This window comes from Mesorhizobium sp. M7A.F.Ca.MR.245.00.0.0 (assembly GCF_003997415.1).
Lineage (GTDB): Bacteria > Pseudomonadota > Alphaproteobacteria > Rhizobiales > Rhizobiaceae > Mesorhizobium.
Window position 1 is genome coordinate 1 of the sequence record NZ_RZTE01000025.1, and the last position, 19454, is coordinate 19454.

General features: G+C 63.2%; 20 protein-coding genes and 3 pseudogenes. 13 read left to right on the top strand and 10 right to left on the bottom strand.

Features of this window, described 5'->3' with window-relative positions; genetic code table 11:
* Positions 1 to 167: pseudogene (tdh, locus tag EOB80_RS22575) on the top strand (L-threonine 3-dehydrogenase); the annotation flags it as partial.
* A gap of 7 nt (positions 168 to 174) precedes the next feature.
* Here tdh and EOB80_RS22580 read toward each other — a convergent pair.
* Together EOB80_RS22580 and EOB80_RS22585 are read right to left on the bottom strand one after the other, a co-directional pair.
* Positions 175 to 681, bottom strand: coding sequence for a DUF2380 domain-containing protein (locus EOB80_RS22580; RefSeq protein ID WP_127269415.1), 507 nt, complete (start codon positions 679 to 681; stop codon positions 175 to 177).
* Positions 682 to 835: 154 nt separating this feature from the next.
* Positions 836 to 1309 (bottom strand): MarR family transcriptional regulator, encoded by a 474-nt coding sequence (locus EOB80_RS22585; RefSeq protein WP_127329839.1) that lies wholly within the window; start codon positions 1307 to 1309, stop codon positions 836 to 838.
* Between the two features lie 88 nt (positions 1310 to 1397).
* On the opposite strand from EOB80_RS22585, the gene hmgA reads away from it, so the two are divergent.
* From hmgA to EOB80_RS22610, 5 genes and pseudogenes are all read left to right on the top strand, one after another.
* Positions 1398 to 2711, top strand: a complete 1314-nt coding sequence (gene hmgA, locus EOB80_RS22590; RefSeq protein ID WP_127329841.1) for a homogentisate 1,2-dioxygenase — start codon at positions 1398 to 1400, stop codon at positions 2709 to 2711.
* Positions 2712 to 2722: 11 nt separating this feature from the next.
* Positions 2723 to 3609, top strand: a pseudogene (locus tag EOB80_RS22595) (MBL fold metallo-hydrolase).
* Positions 3606 to 4619, top strand: coding sequence for a fumarylacetoacetate hydrolase family protein (locus tag EOB80_RS22600; protein WP_127329843.1), 1014 nt, complete (start codon positions 3606 to 3608; stop codon positions 4617 to 4619). Before EOB80_RS22595 ends, EOB80_RS22600 begins: the two are co-directional and overlap by 4 nt.
* A gap of 4 nt (positions 4620 to 4623) precedes the next feature.
* On the top strand, positions 4624 to 4911 hold the full coding sequence (locus EOB80_RS22605; protein WP_127270135.1) for a hypothetical protein: 288 nt from the start codon (positions 4624 to 4626) through the stop codon (positions 4909 to 4911).
* Between the two features lie 4 nt (positions 4912 to 4915).
* Positions 4916 to 5452 (top strand): DinB family protein, encoded by a 537-nt coding sequence (locus tag EOB80_RS22610; RefSeq protein ID WP_127321734.1) that lies wholly within the window; start codon positions 4916 to 4918, stop codon positions 5450 to 5452.
* Here the strand turns inward: EOB80_RS22610 and EOB80_RS22615 are convergent.
* Together EOB80_RS22615 and hppD are read right to left on the bottom strand one after the other, a co-directional pair.
* Positions 5449 to 5613, bottom strand: a pseudogene (locus EOB80_RS22615) (type II toxin-antitoxin system prevent-host-death family antitoxin); the annotation flags it as partial. The gene EOB80_RS22610 and the pseudogene EOB80_RS22615 sit on opposite strands and share 4 nt — an antisense overlap.
* Positions 5614 to 5695: 82 nt before the next feature.
* Entirely contained in the window at positions 5696 to 6811 is a 1116-nt protein-coding gene (gene hppD, locus EOB80_RS22620; RefSeq protein WP_127329845.1) for a 4-hydroxyphenylpyruvate dioxygenase, read from the bottom strand.
* 137 nt (positions 6812 to 6948) lie between these two features.
* Between hppD and EOB80_RS22625 the strand changes: the two genes are divergently transcribed.
* Positions 6949 to 7416: an Lrp/AsnC family transcriptional regulator gene (locus EOB80_RS22625; RefSeq protein ID WP_127270128.1), complete on the top strand. Its 468-nt coding sequence runs from the start codon at positions 6949 to 6951 to the stop codon at positions 7414 to 7416.
* 11 nt (positions 7417 to 7427) lie between these two features.
* Here EOB80_RS22625 and EOB80_RS22630 read toward each other — a convergent pair whose 3' ends face one another.
* The 4 genes from EOB80_RS22630 to aztA form a co-directional block, all read right to left on the bottom strand.
* Positions 7428 to 7766 (bottom strand): TIGR01244 family sulfur transferase, encoded by a 339-nt coding sequence (locus EOB80_RS22630; protein ID WP_127321732.1) that lies wholly within the window; start codon positions 7764 to 7766, stop codon positions 7428 to 7430.
* A 150-nt stretch (positions 7767 to 7916) separates the two neighbouring features.
* The gene (aztC, locus tag EOB80_RS22635) at positions 7917 to 8858 is read right to left on the bottom strand and encodes a zinc ABC transporter substrate-binding protein AztC (protein WP_127329847.1); all 942 of its coding nucleotides are present in this window, start codon (positions 8856 to 8858) and stop codon (positions 7917 to 7919) included.
* A gap of 26 nt (positions 8859 to 8884) precedes the next feature.
* Positions 8885 to 9760, bottom strand: a complete 876-nt coding sequence (aztB, locus tag EOB80_RS22640) for a zinc ABC transporter permease AztB (RefSeq protein WP_127322949.1) — start codon at positions 9758 to 9760, stop codon at positions 8885 to 8887.
* Positions 9760 to 10566 (bottom strand): zinc ABC transporter ATP-binding protein AztA, encoded by an 807-nt coding sequence (gene aztA, locus EOB80_RS22645; RefSeq protein ID WP_127329849.1) that lies wholly within the window; start codon positions 10564 to 10566, stop codon positions 9760 to 9762. Before aztA ends, aztB begins: the two co-directional genes overlap by 1 nt.
* A gap of 226 nt (positions 10567 to 10792) precedes the next feature.
* Between aztA and EOB80_RS22650 the strand changes: the two genes are divergently transcribed.
* A complete protein-coding gene (locus EOB80_RS22650) occupies positions 10793 to 11137 on the top strand; it encodes a RidA family protein (RefSeq protein ID WP_127271894.1) in 345 nt (114 codons plus the stop codon).
* Between the two features lie 169 nt (positions 11138 to 11306).
* Here EOB80_RS22650 and hutC read toward each other — a convergent pair whose 3' ends face one another.
* On the bottom strand, positions 11307 to 12038 hold the full coding sequence (gene hutC / locus EOB80_RS22655) for a histidine utilization repressor (RefSeq protein ID WP_164762685.1): 732 nt from the start codon (positions 12036 to 12038) through the stop codon (positions 11307 to 11309).
* A gap of 2 nt (positions 12039 to 12040) precedes the next feature.
* Positions 12041 to 13393 carry a formimidoylglutamate deiminase gene (locus EOB80_RS22660; protein WP_127329853.1) on the bottom strand — a complete coding sequence of 451 codons (1353 nt, stop codon included), beginning with the start codon at positions 13391 to 13393 and terminating at the stop codon, positions 12041 to 12043.
* A gap of 98 nt (positions 13394 to 13491) precedes the next feature.
* Between EOB80_RS22660 and hutI the strand changes: the two genes are divergently transcribed.
* Genes hutI through EOB80_RS22685 form a run of 5 tightly spaced genes read left to right on the top strand, consistent with a single transcriptional unit; the run spans position 13492 to position 19380 of the window.
* On the top strand, positions 13492 to 14727 hold the full coding sequence (gene hutI, locus EOB80_RS22665) for an imidazolonepropionase (RefSeq protein WP_127329855.1): 1236 nt from the start codon (positions 13492 to 13494) through the stop codon (positions 14725 to 14727).
* Positions 14724 to 16265 (top strand): histidine ammonia-lyase, encoded by a 1542-nt coding sequence (hutH, locus tag EOB80_RS22670; RefSeq protein WP_127329857.1) that lies wholly within the window; start codon positions 14724 to 14726, stop codon positions 16263 to 16265. Before hutI ends, hutH begins: the two co-directional genes overlap by 4 nt.
* Positions 16265 to 17083 (top strand): N-formylglutamate deformylase, encoded by an 819-nt coding sequence (hutG, locus tag EOB80_RS22675; RefSeq protein ID WP_127322097.1) that lies wholly within the window; start codon positions 16265 to 16267, stop codon positions 17081 to 17083. Before hutH ends, hutG begins: the two co-directional genes overlap by 1 nt.
* A 26-nt stretch (positions 17084 to 17109) precedes the next feature.
* A complete protein-coding gene (gene hutU, locus EOB80_RS22680) occupies positions 17110 to 18780 on the top strand; it encodes a urocanate hydratase (protein ID WP_127329859.1) in 1671 nt (556 codons plus the stop codon).
* Between the two features lie 12 nt (positions 18781 to 18792).
* Positions 18793 to 19380, top strand: a complete 588-nt coding sequence (locus tag EOB80_RS22685; protein WP_127329861.1) for a HutD family protein — start codon at positions 18793 to 18795, stop codon at positions 19378 to 19380.
* Positions 19381 to 19454: the final 74 nt, after the last annotated feature.

Here is a 19454-nt window from a genome sequence, read left to right on the forward strand (position 1 = left end):
TCTACGGCCGCGAGATGTTCGAAACCTGGTACAAGATGATCGCGCTTGTGCAGGGCCCGCTGGATGTCTCCGGCCTGATCACCCACCGCATCGGCATCGACGATTTTCAGGCCGGCTTCGATGCGATGCGCAGCGGCAGTTCCGGCAAGGTGGTGATGGACTGGTAGATGCCGCCTAGCGCAGGATTCTGTTTTTCATCAGCCATTTCACGGAGCGGGGCCATGCGTGGTTCGCACCCATGCGAAGATCGGTAAACCCCTCCGAAACATGTCTCCCGGTTTCGGCGTCAAGGATGCGAATGAACATAGTATGTTCCGTTCGGTTGACGCGCGTTACGACGCCAAGCAAGGCAAGCGACGCGCCGTGCTCCTTGGCAATCGGTCCTTCACAACCAGCGCAGTTGCGCAATCCGTGCGGCGCAGCAGCCTGTGTATCCCTCGCCGGCACATCAATTACTGTAAAGCGCCCAGACTGGGAGAGCATGTCCTTTGCAACTTGTGCCGATTCCGACAGATAGCGCCTGTCATATTCATCCGGGGGAATTATTCCCGCCCCGGCGCTCTTGTCCTCCAATTCGAAAGGGAACACTTCGATCGACATCGGCTTTGTCTGCTGGGCCTGCGCAAATGTGCAGGTGCCTACAAGTAGCGTCACCAGGACACTTAATGCGCGAATGCTCATCGTAGTCCTCCCGTCGGTGTAATGGGCATTATACGCGGCCTGACAACGCAAATCACGAACAAATCGAAGGCAATGCTATGCTTTGGCTGTGGTGGGAGCTCCCACGCAGTCTCGCTCGAACTCCGTCGTTCAGAGTGATTGGCTTGATCTTGGACTAACCCTTGCTCGGGACCAGACTGGTCTCCAATGCAGCCAGTCCGCTGGTGATCGCCGTGCGCTCTTCAGCGCTGAGCCTTGCCAGCAAATCCCGTTCGAACGCCTTGGCCAGCGGGACCATCTCGCGATAGGCGGCAAGTCCCGTTCCGGTCAGCGTCAGATGTTCGATACGGCGGTCTTTTTCGTCCGGTTTTCGCGTCAGCCAGCGACGCCGTTCGAGCTCGGCGACAGCGCGCGAAACCTTTGTCTTGTGCATGGCCGATTGCTCACCGATTGCAGACGCCGTCATCGTTCCATGCTGCCCCAGCCCCGAAAGGGTGCGCCATTCCGGCCGCGTCAGGCCGTGGCTATCCTTGTAGATCCGCGAAAATTCGCGGCTGACGGCATCGGCAAGCCGGTAGAGCCGGTAGGGCAGGAAATTTTCCAGATTGAGAATTTCAGGCGCGTCGGACGCTTCGCTCTTGATCGCCATTTTTCAAAGCCGCCATTGATGGTTACATTTTCAATGGTTACAAATGAAACCAGTTTGGTCAATTGAGATCCATTCCGGGGAGGAAGCAATGGCCTTTTTCTATATGCCGGGCTTCGGCAACGACTTCGAAACCGAGACGCTGCCCGGCTCGCTGCCGCAGGGACGGAATTCGCCGCAGCGGCCGGCCTACGGTCTTTACGCCGAACAGCTTTCCGGCTCTCCCTTCACCGCGCCGCGCGGCACCAATGAGCGCTCCTGGCTGTACCGCATCCGACCGAGCGTCAAGCACACTGGCCGCTTCAAGCCTGCGAGCTATCCCTTATGGAAGAGTGCGCCCAATGTCGGCGACCATGAGTTGGCGCTTGGCCAGTATCGCTGGAATCCGGTGCCGATGCCGAAGGAGCCGACCGATTTCATCGCCGGCATGCGCAGCATCACCACCGCTGGCGACGTGCTCGGGCAGACGGGCATGGCGGCACATGTCTATGTCGCCAACACCTCGATGGTCGACGACCATTTCTTCAACTCCGACGGTGAATTGCTGGTCGTGCCGCAGGTCGGCGCCTTGCGCTTCGTCACCGAGATGGGCGTCATTGAGCTGCGGCCCGGCGAGATCGCGGTGCTGCCACGCGGTCTGGTCTTCAAGGTCGAGCTGGTCGACAAGGAGGTGCGCGGCTACGTCTGCGAGAACTACGGCGCCAAGCTGACGCTGCCCGACCGTGGCCCGATCGGCGCCAATTGCCTGGCCAATCCGCGCGATTTCAAGACGCCTTGCGCCTGGTTCGAGGAGAAGGAAACGCCGTGCCGGCTGACGGTGAAATGGTGCGGCAATTTCCATGTCACCGAGATCGGCCATTCGCCGCTGGACGTCGTTGCCTGGCACGGCAATTACGCCCCCTACAAATATGATCTGGCTACCTTTTCGCCTGTCGGCGCGCTGCTGTTCGACCATCCCGACCCGTCGATCTTCACCGTGCTGGCCGCACCGAGCGGCGAGGAGGGCACGGCCAATATCGACTTCGTCATCTTCCCGCCACGCTGGCTGGTGGCCGAAGATACCTTCCGGCCGCCCTGGTACCACCGCAACATCATGAGCGAGTTCATGGGCCTGATCCATGGCCAGTACGACGCCAAGGAAGAAGGCTTTGTGCCCGGCGGCATCAGTCTGCACAATCTGATGCTGGCCCATGGGCCGGATGCGCCTGGCTTCGAAAAGGCCTCGCGCGCGGACCTGAAACCGGTCAAGCTCGACAACACCATGGCGTTCATGTTCGAGACCCGATTTCCGCAAATGCTGACCCGCTACGGCGCCGAACTCGAAACCCGGCAGGACAATTACATCGACTGCTGGGCGGATCTGAAGAAGCGTTTCAACGGCACGCCCGAGGGCGACTGGTCTTGAGCACCGAGCCAATGCCGGATCGGTTGGTGATTTTGGGCTCGAAGGGCGGCCCTGCGCTGCGGCCAGGCGGTCCGTGGCCAAGCTCTTCGCTGCTGCAGATCGGCGGCCGCAGCATCGTCGTCGACTGCGGACTTGGCGTCACGCGCGGTCTGGTCGATGCCGGCATCGGCCTGAAATCGCTCGATCTGATCTTCATCACGCATCTGCACTCCGACCATGTGCTGGAACTGGGGCCGCTGATCACACCGCCTGGACGGCGGGTCTGGCGACCCCGGTCCACGTGTTCGGTCCGCCCGGCACGGATCATTACTGGCAGCGCTTTTGCCAGGCGATGGAGTTCGATATCGAAATCCGCATCGTCGACGAGGGCCGGCCGGATATTCGAGGCCTGGTTTCGATCGTCGAATTCGGGGAAGGCCAGGTACTCGAGCAGGGCGGCTTGACGGTTTCGGCGCTGCGCGTCGAGCATCCGCCGGTGACCGACTGTTTTGCCCTGCGCTTCGAACACGGCGGAAAAAGCGTGGTGTTCTCCGCTGACACGGTCTTTTATCCGCCGCTTGCGGAGTTCGCCCGGAGTGCGGATATCCTCGTCCATGAAGCCATGCTGGAGGAAGGCATCGAGCGGCTGGTGGCCAGGACCGGCAATGGCGCGCGGCTGAAAGACCACCTGCTCGCCAGCCACAGCTTTGCCGAAGAGGCCGGCAGCATCGCCAGCGATGCCAGCGTCAAGAGACTGGTGCTCAATCATCTCATTCCGGCCGACGATCCCGGGATCGGCGAGGCCGATTGGACTGCCGCTGTCAGGAAAACATGGGCCGGCGACTTGACGATCGCCCGCGACGGTCTTGTTGTGGGCTTAAGCAGCGCCAAAGCTGCAGCAGGAGAGGAAACCGCATGAAGCTTGCCACATTGAAGGACGGGACGCGCGATGGAAAACTCGTCGTCGTCTCGCGCGACCTGACACGCTTCACCGACGCCTCGTTCCTGGTGCGCACGCTGCAGGCGGCGCTCGACGACTGGCGCCGCGTCGCCCCACATCTCGCGACAATAGCGGAATCGCTTGAGAACAATGCGATGCCGGCGGAGCGCTTCCACGAGCATGACGCCCACTCGCCGCTGCCGCGCGCCTATCAATGGGCCGACGGCTCGGCTTATGTGAATCATGTCGAACTGGTGCGCAAGGCGCGTGGCGCCGAGATGCCTGCGAGCTTCTGGACCGACCCGCTGATCTACCAGGGCGGCTCGGACACTTTCATTCCGCCACGCGATCCGATCCGCATGGCTGACGAAGCCTTCGGCATCGACATGGAAGGCGAAGTCGCCGTCATTGTCGACGACGTGCCGATGGGCGCCAGTGTCGATGAGGCGCGCGCGGCGATCCGGCTGGTCATGCTGGTCAATGACGTCACGCTGCGCGCGCTCACCGGACCGGAACTGGCCAAAGGTTTCGGTTTTTTCCAGTCAAAACCGTCCTCGGCGTTTTCGCCTGTCGCGGTGACGCCGGACGAACTGGGTGATGCCTGGGATGGCGGCAAGGTCAGCCTGCCGCTGCTCGCCGATCTCAATGGCAAGCCGTTCGGCCGGGCCAATGCCGGTATCGACATGACCTTCGATTTTCCGGCGCTGATCGTTCACGCAGCAAGGACACGGCCATTGGCGGCCGGCACGATCATCGGCTCGGGGACCGTCTCCAACAAGCTCGACGGCGGGCCGGGCAAGCCTGTTTCGGCCGGTGGCGCTGGCTATTCCTGCATCGCCGAACTGCGCATGATCGAGACCATTGTGTCAGGCGAACCCAAAACGCCGTTCCTGCGCTTCGGCGACACGGTGCGCATCGAGATGAAGAACAAGACTGGGCATTCGATCTTCGGCGCCATTGAGCAGAAGGTCGAGAAATACGAGAGGTAAGGGCATGACGGGGGACTATCTTCTGGCCGGTGTCTGGGCACTCGCCATACTGGCGGTCTTCATCCAGGCGATCCGGCTGAGCTACCGCATTGAGGCGCGATCGCCCGGCCTGACCAACCGCAGCGGCTTTCCGCGCAAGGCGATGATGTTCCACACCATCACCAACATGAACGTCGCGCGCGACGAGGAAACGCAAGCCATGCGGCGGCGCATGAACCGGCTTCTGCTGATCGTTCTTGCCGGATTCGCGATCATGGGGGCAGGCTTGCATCTGATGCGGGCAGGGGGATGATCTCGTGAACCTGCTCGACCATCTGCGCCGTATGGCCGGCAACAATCTGTGGTCGAACGACCGGCTCTACCGCGCGGTGCTGTCGCTCCAGCCAGGTGAGTTCGAGGCCGAACGCACCAGCTTCTTTCCATCGATCAAGGCGACGCTCAACCACATCCTTGCGGTCGATCTTCTCTATCTCGATTTTCTCGAAGAGGGTGGTCTCGGTGCTGCCGCCCATGACGACTTCGTGCCCCTCGACGAGCCGGGGGCGTTGTTTGCGGTGCAGGTCGCAGCCGACCGGCGGCTGATCGCCTTTTGCGATAGACTGTCGGCCGACGACCTCAATCGGCAGGTTATCACCGACCGGCGCGAGGACGGCATGATCCCCGAGCGCATCGGCGATATCCTCGCCCATGTCTTCCTGCACGACATCCATCACCGCGGCCAGGTGCACGCCATGCTTTCGGGGACGTCGGTCAAGCCGCCGCAACTGGATGAGTTTATGCTCTATTATGATGCGAAGCTGAGGGAGAGAGAGGTCGAGCGGTTGGGGCTCTAATTAATCGTCAAGCCGCTCGGCCCTTTCAGAGCAGCGGTGGCGCCGATAGGTCTTTCCTTGCCGGGGGGCGGCAAGAGACGCGCTACGACCCTGCCGCGCCGGGTGATTACGATCTCCTCGCCGGCATTTGCACGCCTGACGAGTTCCGACAGTTTGGCTCTGGCTTCCGTAAATAGAGACGTGCACGGCTCGACCTCGCTAGGCCCAACCTTAAGCCAAAGCCGGGCCGCAGCGAGAGTAACCTTACGCCGCTTTGCCGTCCACCTTGATCACCCCGCGCTTGATCTGATCCTGCTCGATCGATTCGAACAGCGCGCGGAAGTTGCCCTCGCCAAAACCTTCGTCGCCCTTGCGCTGGATGAACTCGAAAAAGATCGGGCCGATCACGGTCTTCGAAAAGATCTGCAGCAGGATCTTGGTCATGCCGCCGTCGACGACGCCTTCTCCATCGATCAGGATGCCGTGCTTCTTCATGCGCTCGATCGGTTCGTCATGGCCGTTCACGCGGTCGTACGACATGTCGTAGTAGGTCTCCGGCGGACCGGGCATGAATTTCAGCCCGTTCTCGGCCAGCCTGTCGGTGGCGGCATAGATCTCGTCGGTGCCGACAGCGATGTGCTGGATGCCCTCGCCATTGTATTTCTTCAGATATTCGGCGATCTGGCTGGTCTCGTCCTTGGACTCGTTGAGCGGAATGCGGATCTTGCCGCAGGGCGAGGTGATGGCGCGGCTCACCAGGCCGGTGATCTTGCCGTCGATGTCGAAGAAATGGATCTGCTTGAAGCCGAACAGATTGCGATAGAAATCCCACCACTTGTCCATCTGGCCGCGATAGACATTGTGGGTCAGGTGATCGAGGTAATAGAAGCCGACGCCTTGCGGCCGCGGGTCGCGCTCGCCCAGCCACTCGAACTCGGCATCATAGGCCGAACCCTTCTTGCCATAGGTCTCGATGAAATAGAGCAGCGAGCCGCCAATGCCGACGATTGCCGGCACGTCGAGCGCCTTGTCGGCGCCTTCGTAAGGCGTGGCGCCCTTGGCAACCGCATGGTCGAAGGCGTGCTTGGCATCGACCACCCGCCAGGCCATAGACGCAGCACAGGGGCCGTGCTTGTCGGCGAACTTCAGCGCATGCGAGCCGGGCTCGGCATTGACGACATAGTTGATGTCGCCTTGGCGCCAGATGGTGATGTCTTTCGTGCGGTGCCTGGCCACGGCGAGATAGCCCATGCGGGTGAACAGTTCGGCCAGCTTTTCCGGCTCCGCATGCGCGAATTCGACAAACTCGAAGCCGTCGGTGCCGGCCGGGTTGTCCTTGCGGATCCTGGCGGGCGGGGCGTCGTGCGGGAAGGGACCCATGATATTCCTCCGAAAACTGGCCTGGCCTCAAAGCCCATTTGACACGATCATAGCGCGGAGGAGGCGCACGGTGCTTGCATTCAAACGCTTGAAATGATGATGTCATGCGTGAAGCGTGCATGATGTGAGGAAAAACCATGGATGAGGCGCGCATTGACCAGTTTGATCGCAAGATAATGGCGCTGTTGCAGGGTGATGCGCGGCTGACCAACAACGATCTTTCGGAGCGGGTGAACCTGTCGGCGTCGCAATGCTCGCGCCGCCGCCAGCGGCTCGAGGAGGACGGCTTTATCAAGGGCTATCGCGCCGTTCTCGACCGCGACAAGCTCGGTTTTTCCCTGGTCAACGTCATTTCGGTGACGCTCGCCACGCACAACCGCGACAATGCGCGGCGCTTCGGCGAACTGGTGGCGCGGCTGCCTGAGGTGCAGGAAGCGCACGCGCTGACCGGCGAGATGGATTACATTTTGAAAGTGGTGACGCCCGACCTGAAGTCGCTGTCGGAATTCGTCAACGGCGTGCTCCTGCCACACGAATCCGTGCAGCACGTGAAGACGGCGATCGTGCTGGAGACGTTGAAGGAGACCGGCGCACTGCCGATTTAAGCCCTGGCCGTTCAGCCCTTCGACTGTTGGATCAGCCCATAGAGATTGGTGCAGCGGGCGCCGGAGCGGCAATAGGCGAAGACCGGGCCGTCGAGTTCGTTGAGCGCTTCGGCCTGATCCTCGACATTCTCGGCGGTGATCTGGCCGCTGATCACCGGAATGTAGCGGAAGGCGAGCCCTGCGGCTTCGACCGCTGCCTTGACGGTGTCGGCAGAAGGCTGGCCGGGCTGTTCGTCATCGGGCCGGTTGCAGATGACGCTCTTGAAGCCGGCTTCCTTGATGGCGGCGACGTCCTCAGGCTGGATCTGGCCCGAAACCGAATAGTCCTCGCTGATTTCGCGGTATTCCATGGCAGCATCCTCGCAAACTGGTCAGGCGGCAGTCTTGCCACTCCCCGACATGGGCGGCAATCCGTACCGAAGGAATTCTCTGCCAAATAGACACTGCGTGCCGGAAAATCCAACCGGGCCGATGCGGCCCGGCTGGACAATCCTTCATACTCAGCTGCCGAGAATGGCGCCTTTGATCTGACGGATGTTGTTGTGCATCATGTCGATATAGGTCGCGGCCGGGCCGTCGGGCTGCGACAGCGCATCCGAATAGAGCGTGCCGCCGACCTTGATGCCGGTTTCGCTGGCGATCTGTTCGATCAGGCGCGGGTTGGTGATGTTCTCGACGAAGATCGCAGCCGCCTTGTCCTGCTTCACCTGATTGACCAGTTTGGCGACGTCTGCGGCGGATGGCTCGGAGTCGGTCGAGATGCCTTGCGGAGCGAGGAAGGTCAGGCCGTATGCGTGTTCGAAATAGCCGAAGGCGTCATGCGAGGTGATGACGACGCGTTTGCTCTCCGGGATTGAGGCGATCGCCGCTTTCACTTCGCCTTCGACTGCGTCGAGCTTCTTCGTGTAGGCGGCGGCATTGGTCTGGTAGCTGACGCAGCCTTCCGCATCCGCCGCGCAGAAAGCCTCGGCGATGTTCTTCACGTAGATCCTGGCATTGGCGATCGACTGGAAGGCGTGCGGATCGGTGACCGTCTTGCCGCCGCCGGTGCCGGCACCTTCGGCCGCGTCGGCATCGGCGAATTCAGGTTTGAAATCGATCGGCGTCACGCCCGTGGTCAAGGTGATGATAGACGCCTTGGTAGCGCTGGCATCGACCAGCCGCTGCAGAAACCCTTCGAAATGCAAGCCGTTGACCAGCACGATGTCGGCCTTGGCCATGGCCACAGCATCGGCCGGGCTCGGCTCGTAGACATGGGCGTCGCCATCCGGCCCGACAATGGTGGTGACGTCGATACGGTCGCCGCCGACATTTTTGGCGAAATCGGCAATGACGGTGAAGCTGGCGACCACTTTCAGCGGTGCGGCCAAGGCCGACGATGCGCCAAAAGCGGTTAATGTTATAACGCTCATCGCCAGGGCGGCATGGATCGATTTCAGCATAGACGGTCTCCTTCTAGGGGCGGGGATCAGGCCGTTCTGTGACGGTGATGGATGATGCGCGCGCGCAGAATGCCGCGCGTGCCAAACAGGATCGAGGCGAAATAGACCACGCCGGCCGAAAGGATGATGGCCGGGCCGGATGGCAGCGACGCGTGATAGGACAAAAGCAGCCCGGCGACGCAGGAGGCGAAGCCGATCAGCACCGCCAGCACGCACATCGGCTCGACGCGAGCTGTCCAGAAGCGGGCAGCTGCGGCCGGCAGCATCATCAGCCCAACCGACAGAAGCGTGCCGAGTGCCTGGAAGCCGCCGACAAGGTTGAGCACGACAAGGCCGAGGAAGATGAAATGCACCGGACTGCCGAGCCGGCTGACCGAGCGCAGGAACAGCGGGTCAAGGCATTCGGCGACCAGCGCCCGCCAGAAGATGGCGAGGCTGACCAGCGTCACCGCGACGATGCCGCCGATCAGCGTCAGGGCCTCATCGTTGAGCGCCAGCACGGTGCCGAACAGCACATGCATGAGATCGACGCTGGAACCGCGGATCGACACCATCAGCACGCCGATGGCGAGCGAAATCAGATAGAACGCCGCCATCGAGGCGTCCTCGCGCTGTATGGTGAAGCGCGAGACGGCGCCGGCGCCGAGCGCGACGATGACGCCGGCGATCAGGCCGCCGATGGTCATCGGCAGGATCTCCAGCCCATAGAACAGGAAGCCGGCGGCCGCGCCGGGCAGGATTGCATGCGCCATCGCGTCGCCCGACAGGCTCATGCGCCGCAGCATCAGGAAGACGCCGATAGGGCAGGCGCCGAGCGACAGCATCAGCGAACCGATCAAAGCCCGCTGCATGAAGCCGAAATCGGCGAAGGGCGCGATGACAAGGCCGTAAAGCATGTCCATCAGGCAGCCCTCGGTCCGACGCCATGTTGGCGGTCGTGATCGTGGCCATGGTGATCGTCACCATGAGCGTCCTCGCCCGGCTCGCACCAGGGTGCATTTTCTTCCCAAGCTTCGTGGAAGCGGCGGGCGCGCAACAGGTTGTCAGGTTTCAGCGTTTCCCTGGTTTCGCCCCAGGCGATCGGCTGGCGGGCGAGAAGCAGCGTTTCGGGGAAATTCTGCCGCACCAGGTCCAGATCGTGGACGACAACCATGATGGTGCGTTCCTCGCCGTGCCAGTGCTTGATCAGGGCAATGAGGTCGCCGACCGTCTTGGCGTCGACGGCGTTGAAGGGTTCGTCGAGCAGGATGAGGTCGGCGTCCTGCAGCAGGACGCGCGCAAACAGCGTGCGCTGCAACTGGCCGCCCGACAGCGTGTCGATCGGGCGCTTTTCAAAGCCGCCGAGGCCGACCGCCATCAGCGCCTTGCTGACGTCATCGCGATCTTCCTTGGTGTAGCGGCCAAGCAGGCCGCGTCGTGGCCACAGGCCGAGCGAAACCAGATCGACCACGCGCGCTGGAAAAGAGCGGTCGAGCTCCGATTGCTGCGGCAGATAGGCGGCACGTACACCGGGCGCGCGGATAACCTCGCCGGCCATTGGCTTCAGGACGCCGACAATGCCTTTCATCAGCGTCGATTTGCCGGAGCCGTTGGCGCCGACCACAGCGGTCAGCGAGCCCTTGTGGATGGTGCCGTCGAGATGATGGATCGCCGGATGGCTGCCGTAGCCAAGCGTCAGGTCGCGGAATGTCAGGCAGGTATTTGTCATTCTGCGATCCGTAGGCGGCGAAATCCGGCTGCTGGCAGCGGCCGATTGGATATGTGATGTTATTACATTAGTCAACAAGCCAATCCGGCGGAATTGCGGCCGCAGGGTCAACTTGCCGTGTGTGCATGCCATATGCCGTTGGCCCAAGGGGATTCGACCCGGCGACCTTGCCCCAAGCCGGCCGCGACTCTAAAGAAGCGCAACCGTCACAGGAAGGAACCATCCAATGAGCATTCGTCGCATCGATGTCGGCCCGCGCATGAGCCAGATCGTCATCCATGGCAATACCGTCTATCTGGCTGGTCAGGTCGGCCAGCCAACCGGCAACGTCGCTTCGCAGACCAGGGACATCCTGGCGGCTGTCGACGAATTGCTGGCCAAGGCTGGCTCCGACAAGACCAAGATCCTGCAGGCGATCATCTGGCTGGCCGACATGAGCACCTTTGCCGAGATGAACGCGGAATGGGACAAGTGGGTGCCGCAGGGCAACACGCCAGCCCGTGCCACCGGCGAAGCAAAGCTCGCCACCCCGGACTATCTGGTCGAGATTATTATTACTGCGGCGATCTAAAGCGTCGACTTTCCCTTCTCCCCTTGTGGGAGAAGGTGTCGCCGAAGGCGACGGATGAGGGGTGTTCCAGGGAACGCCAACGTCTCACTCCGCTGGAACACCCCTCATCCGTCTCGACGCTGTCGCGCCGATCCACCTTCTCCCACAAGGGGAGAAGGGAGCGTCGGCGCTACCCCTGCGGCCTGAACCTTGCCACCAGCGTGTGGCTCTCGGCCGCGTAGGTAAAGCGCACATGGGTGACCGGATGTTCGGCGCTCCATGTCCGTCGCTCGACCACCAGGCACGGCGCGCCGGCTTCGATGTCGAGTGCGGCCGCTATATGTCTGTCGGCGGCGACAGCGCGAATCCGGTGCTCGGCTTCGCTCCACGGCACGCGGCCGATCAGCCATGGTCCTGGTGCGATGGCCACGAATTCCTCGTCCGCTGCCTCGGGTACGGCGGTGAGGTTGATCAGCCGCTGTTCATGCGCGAACGGCCGCTCGCCGGCGAAATGCCCGCATTCCAGCGCCAGAACCGGTCCGGCCAAGCCCAATTCCAGCAGGGCGCGATCCTCGGCGCTGCTGCGCCTTTTGTGCCGAGCGACGCGCTCGTAGCGGTAAGGCAGGCCGAGCGCTTCGACCTCGATGCGGATATCGTGGATTTCCAGCACCGCCGCTTGCGACTGCGGCCGGCGCACAAAGCTGCCTGAGCGGCGGCGACGTTCGATCAGCCCGGCCTTGGCAAGCTGTGACAGCGCCTTGTTCACCGTCATGCGCGAGCAATTGTATTGCACGCTCAGTTCGTGCTCGAACGGGATGCGATGGCCGGGCGCCCAGGCACCGGACGTGATTTTCTCGCTGATGTCGGTCAGGATGCGCTGGTGCAGCGAGCCGCCACCGTCCGCTACCACTGTGCCGGCCATGCTCATGCCGAAAGCGCCGTCATCACGCTGCGAAATCGCTCGGCGATGGCCTCTCGCTTCACATGCCTGCCGCCGCTGACCTGCTTGAGCCCATGCACCCAGACGCAGTCGACCTTGCCGCCATTGGCGAAGATCCAGGCGTCCAGGATCGCGTCGCCGCTCTTGCCGGCCAGCGAGGGATTTTGGGGATCGAGCGAGACGAGATCGGCGGATGCGCTGGCGGCGATCTGCGAGATGCCGGCGCCAAGCGCGACGCTGCCCCCGTCCAGCGCGGCGTCGAACAGCGCCCGGCCGGTCGAGCCGCCCGCGACCGCCAGCACATTGCGGGCGCGGTGGGCGAGGCGCTGTGAATATTCGAGCTGGCGCAATTCGTCGGGCAGGCCGATGAGCACGTTGGAATCGGAGCCGACGCCATAGCGGCCGCCATGTTCCCTGAACAGCGGCGCGGCAAATGTGCCGTCACCGAGATTGGCCTCGGTGATCGGGCAAAGACCGGCGATGGCACCGCTCCTGGCCATGGCAACGGTTTCCGCATCGGTCATGTGCGTGGCGTGGATCAGGCACCAGCGCTTATCCACCTTGGCATTGGCGAGCAAAAACTCCACGGGCCTCGCGCCGGACCAGGCAAGACAGTCCTCGACCTCTTTCACTTGCTCGGCGATATGGATGTGAATCGGCCCCTCCGGCGCCAGCGCGGCGACTTCGGCTAGCTCCTGCGGCGTCGCGGCACGCAAACTGTGCGGAGCGACGCCGACGACAGCCTGATCCAACGCGCGAACCGATTCGCGGCATTTCTCAACAAGCCGCGAGAACCGATTCACATCGTTGATGAATCGCCGCTGGCCTTGGTTTGGCGCGGCGCCGCCGAAAGACGAGTGCGCATAAAACACCGGCAAAAGCGTCAGGCCGATGCCCGTCTCGCCGGCCGCCGCCGCGATGCGCTCGGCCATCTCGGCAAGATTGGCGTAGGATTTTCCATCGCGGTCGTGATGCAGATAGTGAAACTCGCCGACGCGGGAAAACCCGGCCTCCAGCATCTCGACATAGAGTTGTGCTGCAACCGCCTCGACCTGATCGGGTGTCATCGACAGGGCAAAGCGGTACATCACCTCGCGCCAGCTCCAGAAACTGTCGGCGGAGGGGCCGCGAAGTTCGGCAAGGCCGGCCATGCCGCGCTGGAAGGCGTGGCTGTGAAGGTTGGGCATGCCGGGCAACAGGATCGCGTGGCGTTCGTCGCCGGCTAGCGCGGTAGCTCCAGGCTCGACGGTCGCGATGCGTCCCTCGGCGAAGGTGAGCCGCACATTATCGCGCCAACCATCGGGAAGGAGCGCCTGTTCCGCAAAGATCGCTGCCACTTTTCTCTCCGGTTCTCTGTCTCTCATGCGATGATGGCACTTGCAGTGCGTTTCAATATGTATATACATAATCGTCATCGATTGAAACGGAAAAGATGATGGCTGGACAGAGCAAAAGCCGGGCAGGGGATCTTCGTCTGTGGCGCAATGCGCGGCTGGCGACAATGGCCGACGGGTCTGCCGGACTTGGCGTCGTCGAACATGGCGCGGTCGCTGCGCGTGACGGCCGCATTGTCTATGCCGGCCCCGAGTCGGAGCTGCCCCCAACACTTGCCCTGGCCGCAGAAACGGTCGATTGTGAGGGCCGCTGGATCACGCCTGGCCTGATCGACTGCCACACCCATCTGGTCCATGCCGGCAACCGCGCCAACGAGTTCGAGATGCGGCTGGCCGGCGCCACCTATGAAGAGGTCGCCCGGGCCGGCGGCGGCATTGTTTCGTCGGTCAAATCCTTGCGCGCCGCCAGCGAAGACGCATTGGTCACTCAATCGCTGCCGCGCCTCGATGCGCTGATCGCCGAAGGCGTGACCACCGTCGAGATCAAGTCCGGCTATGGCCTCGACCTCGAAAACGAGAAGAAGTCGCTGCGTGCTGCACGGCAGTTGGGCAACCAGCGGCCGGTGACGATCCGCACGACCTTCCTCGGCGCTCACGCGCTGCCGCCGGAAGCCAAGGGCGACAAGGACGCTTTTATCGATCTGGTCGCCAATGAGATTCTTCCTTCGGTTGCCGCCGAGGGGCTGGCCGATGCCGCCGACGGTTTCTGCGAAGGCATCGCCTTTTCGCCGGAACAGATGGCGCGCGTCTTCGATGCGGCCAAGGCAGCAGGCCTGCCGGTCAAGCTCCATGCCGACCAGCTGTCCAACCTGCATGGCGCCGAACTCGCCGCCCGTTACGGTGCGCTGTCGGCCGACCATCTCGAATACACCGATGATGCCGGTGCAGCGGCGATGGCCAAGGCCGGAACCGTGGCGACGATCTTGCCCGGCGCCTACTATTTCATTCGCGAAACCAAGAAGCCGCCGATCGGCCTGTTTCGCCAGCACGGCGTCAAGATGGCTGTCGCCACCGACAACAATCCCGGCACTTCGCCGCTGACCTCACTGCTTCTGACCATGAACATGGCCGCGACCCTGTTTGGCCTGACCGTCGATGAATGCCTTGCCGGCGTCACCCGGGAGGCCGCCCGCGCGCTTGGTTTGCTGGGAGAAACCGGCACGCTTGAGGTCGGAAAATCCGCCGACCTGGCGATCTGGAACATCGAGCGCCCCGCCGAACTCGTCTACCGCATGGGCTTCAACCCGCTGCATGCCCGCATCTGGAGAGGACAATGACCGAACTGACCCTGAAGCCCGGCAATGCGACGCTGGCCGATTGGCGCGCCATCTATCGTGGCGCCGTGCCCAAGCTGGACGATGCCTGCCGGCCGAAAATCAAGGCGAGCGCCGAGGCTGTCGCCAGGATCGTTGCCAAGGGCGAGCCGGTCTATGGCATCAACACCGGCTTCGGCAAACTGGCCAGCGTCCGCATCCCGGCCGAGGATCTCGAGACCTTGCAGCGCAACATCGTCCTGTCGCACGCCGCCGGCGTTGGCGAGCCGATGCCGGTTGCCGTCTGCAGGCTGATGATGGCGCTGAAGCTCGCCAGCCTGGCGCAGGGCGCCTCCGGCGTGCGGCCGCAAACCATCGAATTGCTGGAAGCAATGCTGGCCAACGACGTCATCCCGGTGGTGCCGGCGCAAGGTTCCGTCGGCGCCTCCGGCGACCTCGCCCCGCTGTCGCACATGACGGCGGTGATGATCGGCGTCGGCGAATGCTTCACCCCGCATGGCCGTTTCCCGGCCAAGGTCGCCTTCGTCTCGCATGGATTGGAACCGGTGACGCTGGGCGCCAAGGAGGGCCTGGCGCTGCTCAACGGCACCCAATTTTCGACCGCCTATGCGCTGGCCGCCTTGTTCGAGGCCGAAGTGCTCTACCAATCGGCGCTGGTCGCCGGTGCCCTGTCGACCGACGCGGCAAAAGGGTCCGACGCCCCCTTCGATCCGCGCATCCATGTGCTGAGAAAGCATCCCGGCCAGATCGAGACGGCCGACGCCCTGCGCAATCTGATGGCCGGCAGCGCCATCCGTGAATCGCATCGGATTGGCGACGAACGTGTGCAGGATCCGTATTGCCTGCGCTGCCAGCCGCAGGTGATGGGCGCTGCACTCACCGTGCTGCGCCAGGCGGCCGACACACTGGGCACCGAAGCCAATGGCGTCACCGACAATCCGCTGATCTTCGCCGAGGATGACACCGCGCTTTCCGGCGGCAATTTCCACGCCGAGCCGGTGGCCTTCGCCGCAGACATGATCGCGCTCGCCATCTGCGAAATCGGTTCGCTGTCGGAACGCCGCATCGCCATGCTTGTCGATCCGGCGCTGTCCGGCATGCCGGCCTTCCTCACGCCGAAGCCCGGTCTGAACTCCGGCTTCATGATCCCGCAGGTGACGGCGGCGGCGCTCGTTTCGGAGAACAAGCAGAAAGCCTATCCGGCCAGCGTCGATTCGATCCCCACCTCGGCAAACCAGGAAGACCATGTTTCGATGGCGGCGCACGGTGCACGCCGGCTGATCGGGATGGTCGAGAACGCCACCGCCGTGATCGGCATCGAATTGCTGGCCGCGGCCCAAGGCTGCGATTTCCATGCGCCGCTGGCCTCGAGCGACGCCCTGGAGGCAGTGCGCAAGCTGGTCCGGGCCGAAGTGCCGCATCTCGACAATGACCGCCATTTCCACCCCGATATGGAAAAAGCCATCGCCATGGTGCGCAGCGGTGCGGCCATCGTGGCCGCCGGCGGCGTGGCTCTGCCGTCGATTTCCGGAGCGATGTGATGGCAAGCGCGCCCTGGCTGACGGTCACGCCCGGCACAGCCCCGTTGCTGGTGTCGATCCCGCACACCGGCATCGACCTCGCCGGCCTTGAGAATCGGCTGGTCTCACCCTGGCTCGGCCGCCGCGACTGCGATTGGTGGATCGATAATCTCTATGACTTTGCTGCCGGCCTCGGGGCGACGGTGGTGCACACCGCGATCTCGCGCACCGTCATCGACGTCAACCGCGATCCCTCCGGCGCCTCGCTTTACCCCGGCCAGGCGACGACCGGCCTTTGCCCGACCGAGACTTTCGATGGCGATCCGCTCTATCGCGAGGGCGAAGAACCGGGGCCGTCGGAGATCGACGAGCGTCGCGAGAAATTCTTCGGGCCCTACCATGCCGCCTTGCAGGTCGAGATCGACCGGTTGCGTGGCCTGCACGAAAAGATCGTCCTCTATGACTGCCACTCGATCCGTTCAGTGCTGCCGCGCCTGTTTGAAGGCACGCTGCCGGTTTTCAACCTCGGCACCAATGACGGCAGGAGCGCCGATCCGACGCTGCAGGCGATGGTCGGCCAGATCATGGCCGAAACCGGTGAAACCTTTGTCATCAACGGCCGCTTCAAGGGTGGCTGGATCACACGCCATTTCGGCCAGCCGCAACAAGGCGTGCATGCGCTGCAGATGGAACTCTCCAATCGCGGCTATATGCGCGAGCCCGATGGCAAGGGTACGCCGGACAATTGGCCGGTGCCTTACGATGCCGAGTTTGCCGCACCGATCCGCGCCACGCTGCGGAAAATCCTCGAGACTGCGACGTCCTGGGCGCGCGTCTGACATCAGGCCTTTTATGGAGTGACGCCATGAACAATCCTCGCCACAACATCCGCGAAGTCCGCAGCCCGCGCGGCACCGAAATCAGCGCGCGCTCCTGGCTGACGGAAGCGCCGCTGCGCATGCTGATGAACAATCTCGACCCGGATGTTGCTGAAAATCCCAACGAGCTGGTCGTCTATGGCGGCATCGGCCGGGCGGCGCGCACCTGGAACGACTTTGACCGCATCGTCGCCTCCTTGAGGACGCTGGCCAATGACGAGACTTTGCTGGTGCAGTCGGGCAAGCCGGTCGGCGTGTTCCGCACCCATCCGGACGCCCCGCGTGTGCTGATCGCCAACTCCAATTTGGTGCCGCACTGGGCGAATTGGGAAAAGTTCAACGAGCTCGATAAGAAGGGCCTGATGATGTACGGCCAGATGACGGCCGGCTCGTGGATCTACATCGGCACGCAAGGCATCGTGCAGGGCACCTACGAGACCTTCGTCGAGGCCGGCCGCCAGCACTATGGCGGCAATCTCAAGGGCAAATGGATCCTGACCGGCGGTCTAGGCGGCATGGGTGGCGCCCAGCCGCTCGCCGCCGTCATGGCCGGCGCCTGCTGCCTGGCGATCGAATGCAACCCGGACTCGATCGATTTCCGCCTGCGCACCCGCTACGTCGACGAGCGCGCCGACACGCTCGACGAGGCGCTGGAAAAGATCGAACGCTGGACCAAGGCCGGGGAGGCGAAGTCGGTCGGCCTGCTTGGCAATACGGCCGACATCGTGCCGGAGATGTTCAGGCGTGGCATTCGCCCCGATATGGTCACCGATCAGACCTCGGCGCATGATCCCATCAACGGCTACCTGCCGAAGGGCTGGACGATGGCCGAGTGGCTCGAGAAGCGCGTCAGCGACCCCAAGGCGGTCGAGAAGGCGGCACGCGCCTCGATGCGCGAACATGTCGAGGCGATGGTGGCGTTCTGGAACGCCGGCGTCCCGACGCTCGACTACGGCAACAACATCCGCCAGGTGGCCAAGGAGGAGGGGTTCGAGAACGCTTTCGCCTTCCCCGGTTTCGTGCCGGCCTATATCCGTCCGCTGTTTTGCCGTGGCATCGGGCCGTTCCGCTGGGCGGCCCTTTCCGGCGATCCCGAGGATATATACAAGACCGACGCCAAGGTGCGCGAACTGACGCCCGGCAACACCCATCTGCACAACTGGCTCGACATGGCGCGCGAGCGCATCGCCTTTCAAGGGTTGCCGGCGCGCATCTGCTGGGTCGGCCTTGGCGACCGCCACAGGCTCGGCCTCGCCTTCAACGAAATGGTGGCCAAGGGCGAGCTGAAGGCGCCTGTCGTCATCGGCCGCGATCACCTCGATTCCGGCTCGGTCGCCTCGCCGAACCGCGAAACGGAATCCATGAAGGACGGCTCGGACGCTGTGTCCGATTGGCCGCTGCTCAACGCGTTGCTCAACACGGCGTCCGGCGCCACCTGGGTGTCGCTGCACCATGGCGGCGGCGTCGGCATGGGTTTCTCGCAGCACGCCGGCATGGTCATCGTCGCCGACGGTACGCCGGACGCCGCAAGGCGCCTGGAGCGGGTGTTGTGGAACGATCCGGGGACCGGTGTCATGCGCCATGCCGATGCCGGCTACGACGTCGCCATCGAATGCGCCAAGGAGCACCAACTCAATTTGCCCGGCATTCTCGGCTGATTGGCTGAGCCGATGCGCATCCTGCGGGCAGCCGAATACCGGTCGATGCCGTGGAAGAACGGCGGCGGCGTGACGACGGAAATCGCCGTTTCGCCCTCGGGTGCCGGTCTCGACGACTTCGACTGGCGCGTCTCGATGGCGCGCGTCGAATTGAGCGGGCCGTTCTCGCAATTCGCCGGCATCGATCGCACCCTTGCCGTGCTCGAAGGCGAGGGCATCGTCCTTGAGATTGCCAGCCACCAGCCGACATCCATAAACAGGACGACCGACCTGTTTTCTTTCCCTGCCGACGTGCAGACCTCGGCTGCGCTGATCGGCGGGCCGATCACCGATCTCAATGTCATGACCCGCCGAAGCCGGATGACACATTCGGTCGAACGCCTGGTGATTTCCGCCCCCGTGGAAATCCGGACTGAAGCCGGCACAACCCTCATCCTGTGCTTGGACGGCGACGTCAGCGTGCCCGCCGCTGAACCGGTTCGCCTCGGGCCGCTCGACACGCTGCTGTCCGGTCCGGTCAGCACCGGCCTGCTCGTCCAACCCGCCCATGAGGCAACGCTGTTCGTGATCCGGATCGGCTCTGTCGCCGGCAACGATTAACGCTTGTTTCCAAACATGATCGCGGCACCGGCGAAATATAGCGTAAGCTGCTGGCGGCATCACGAAAAAGCCTG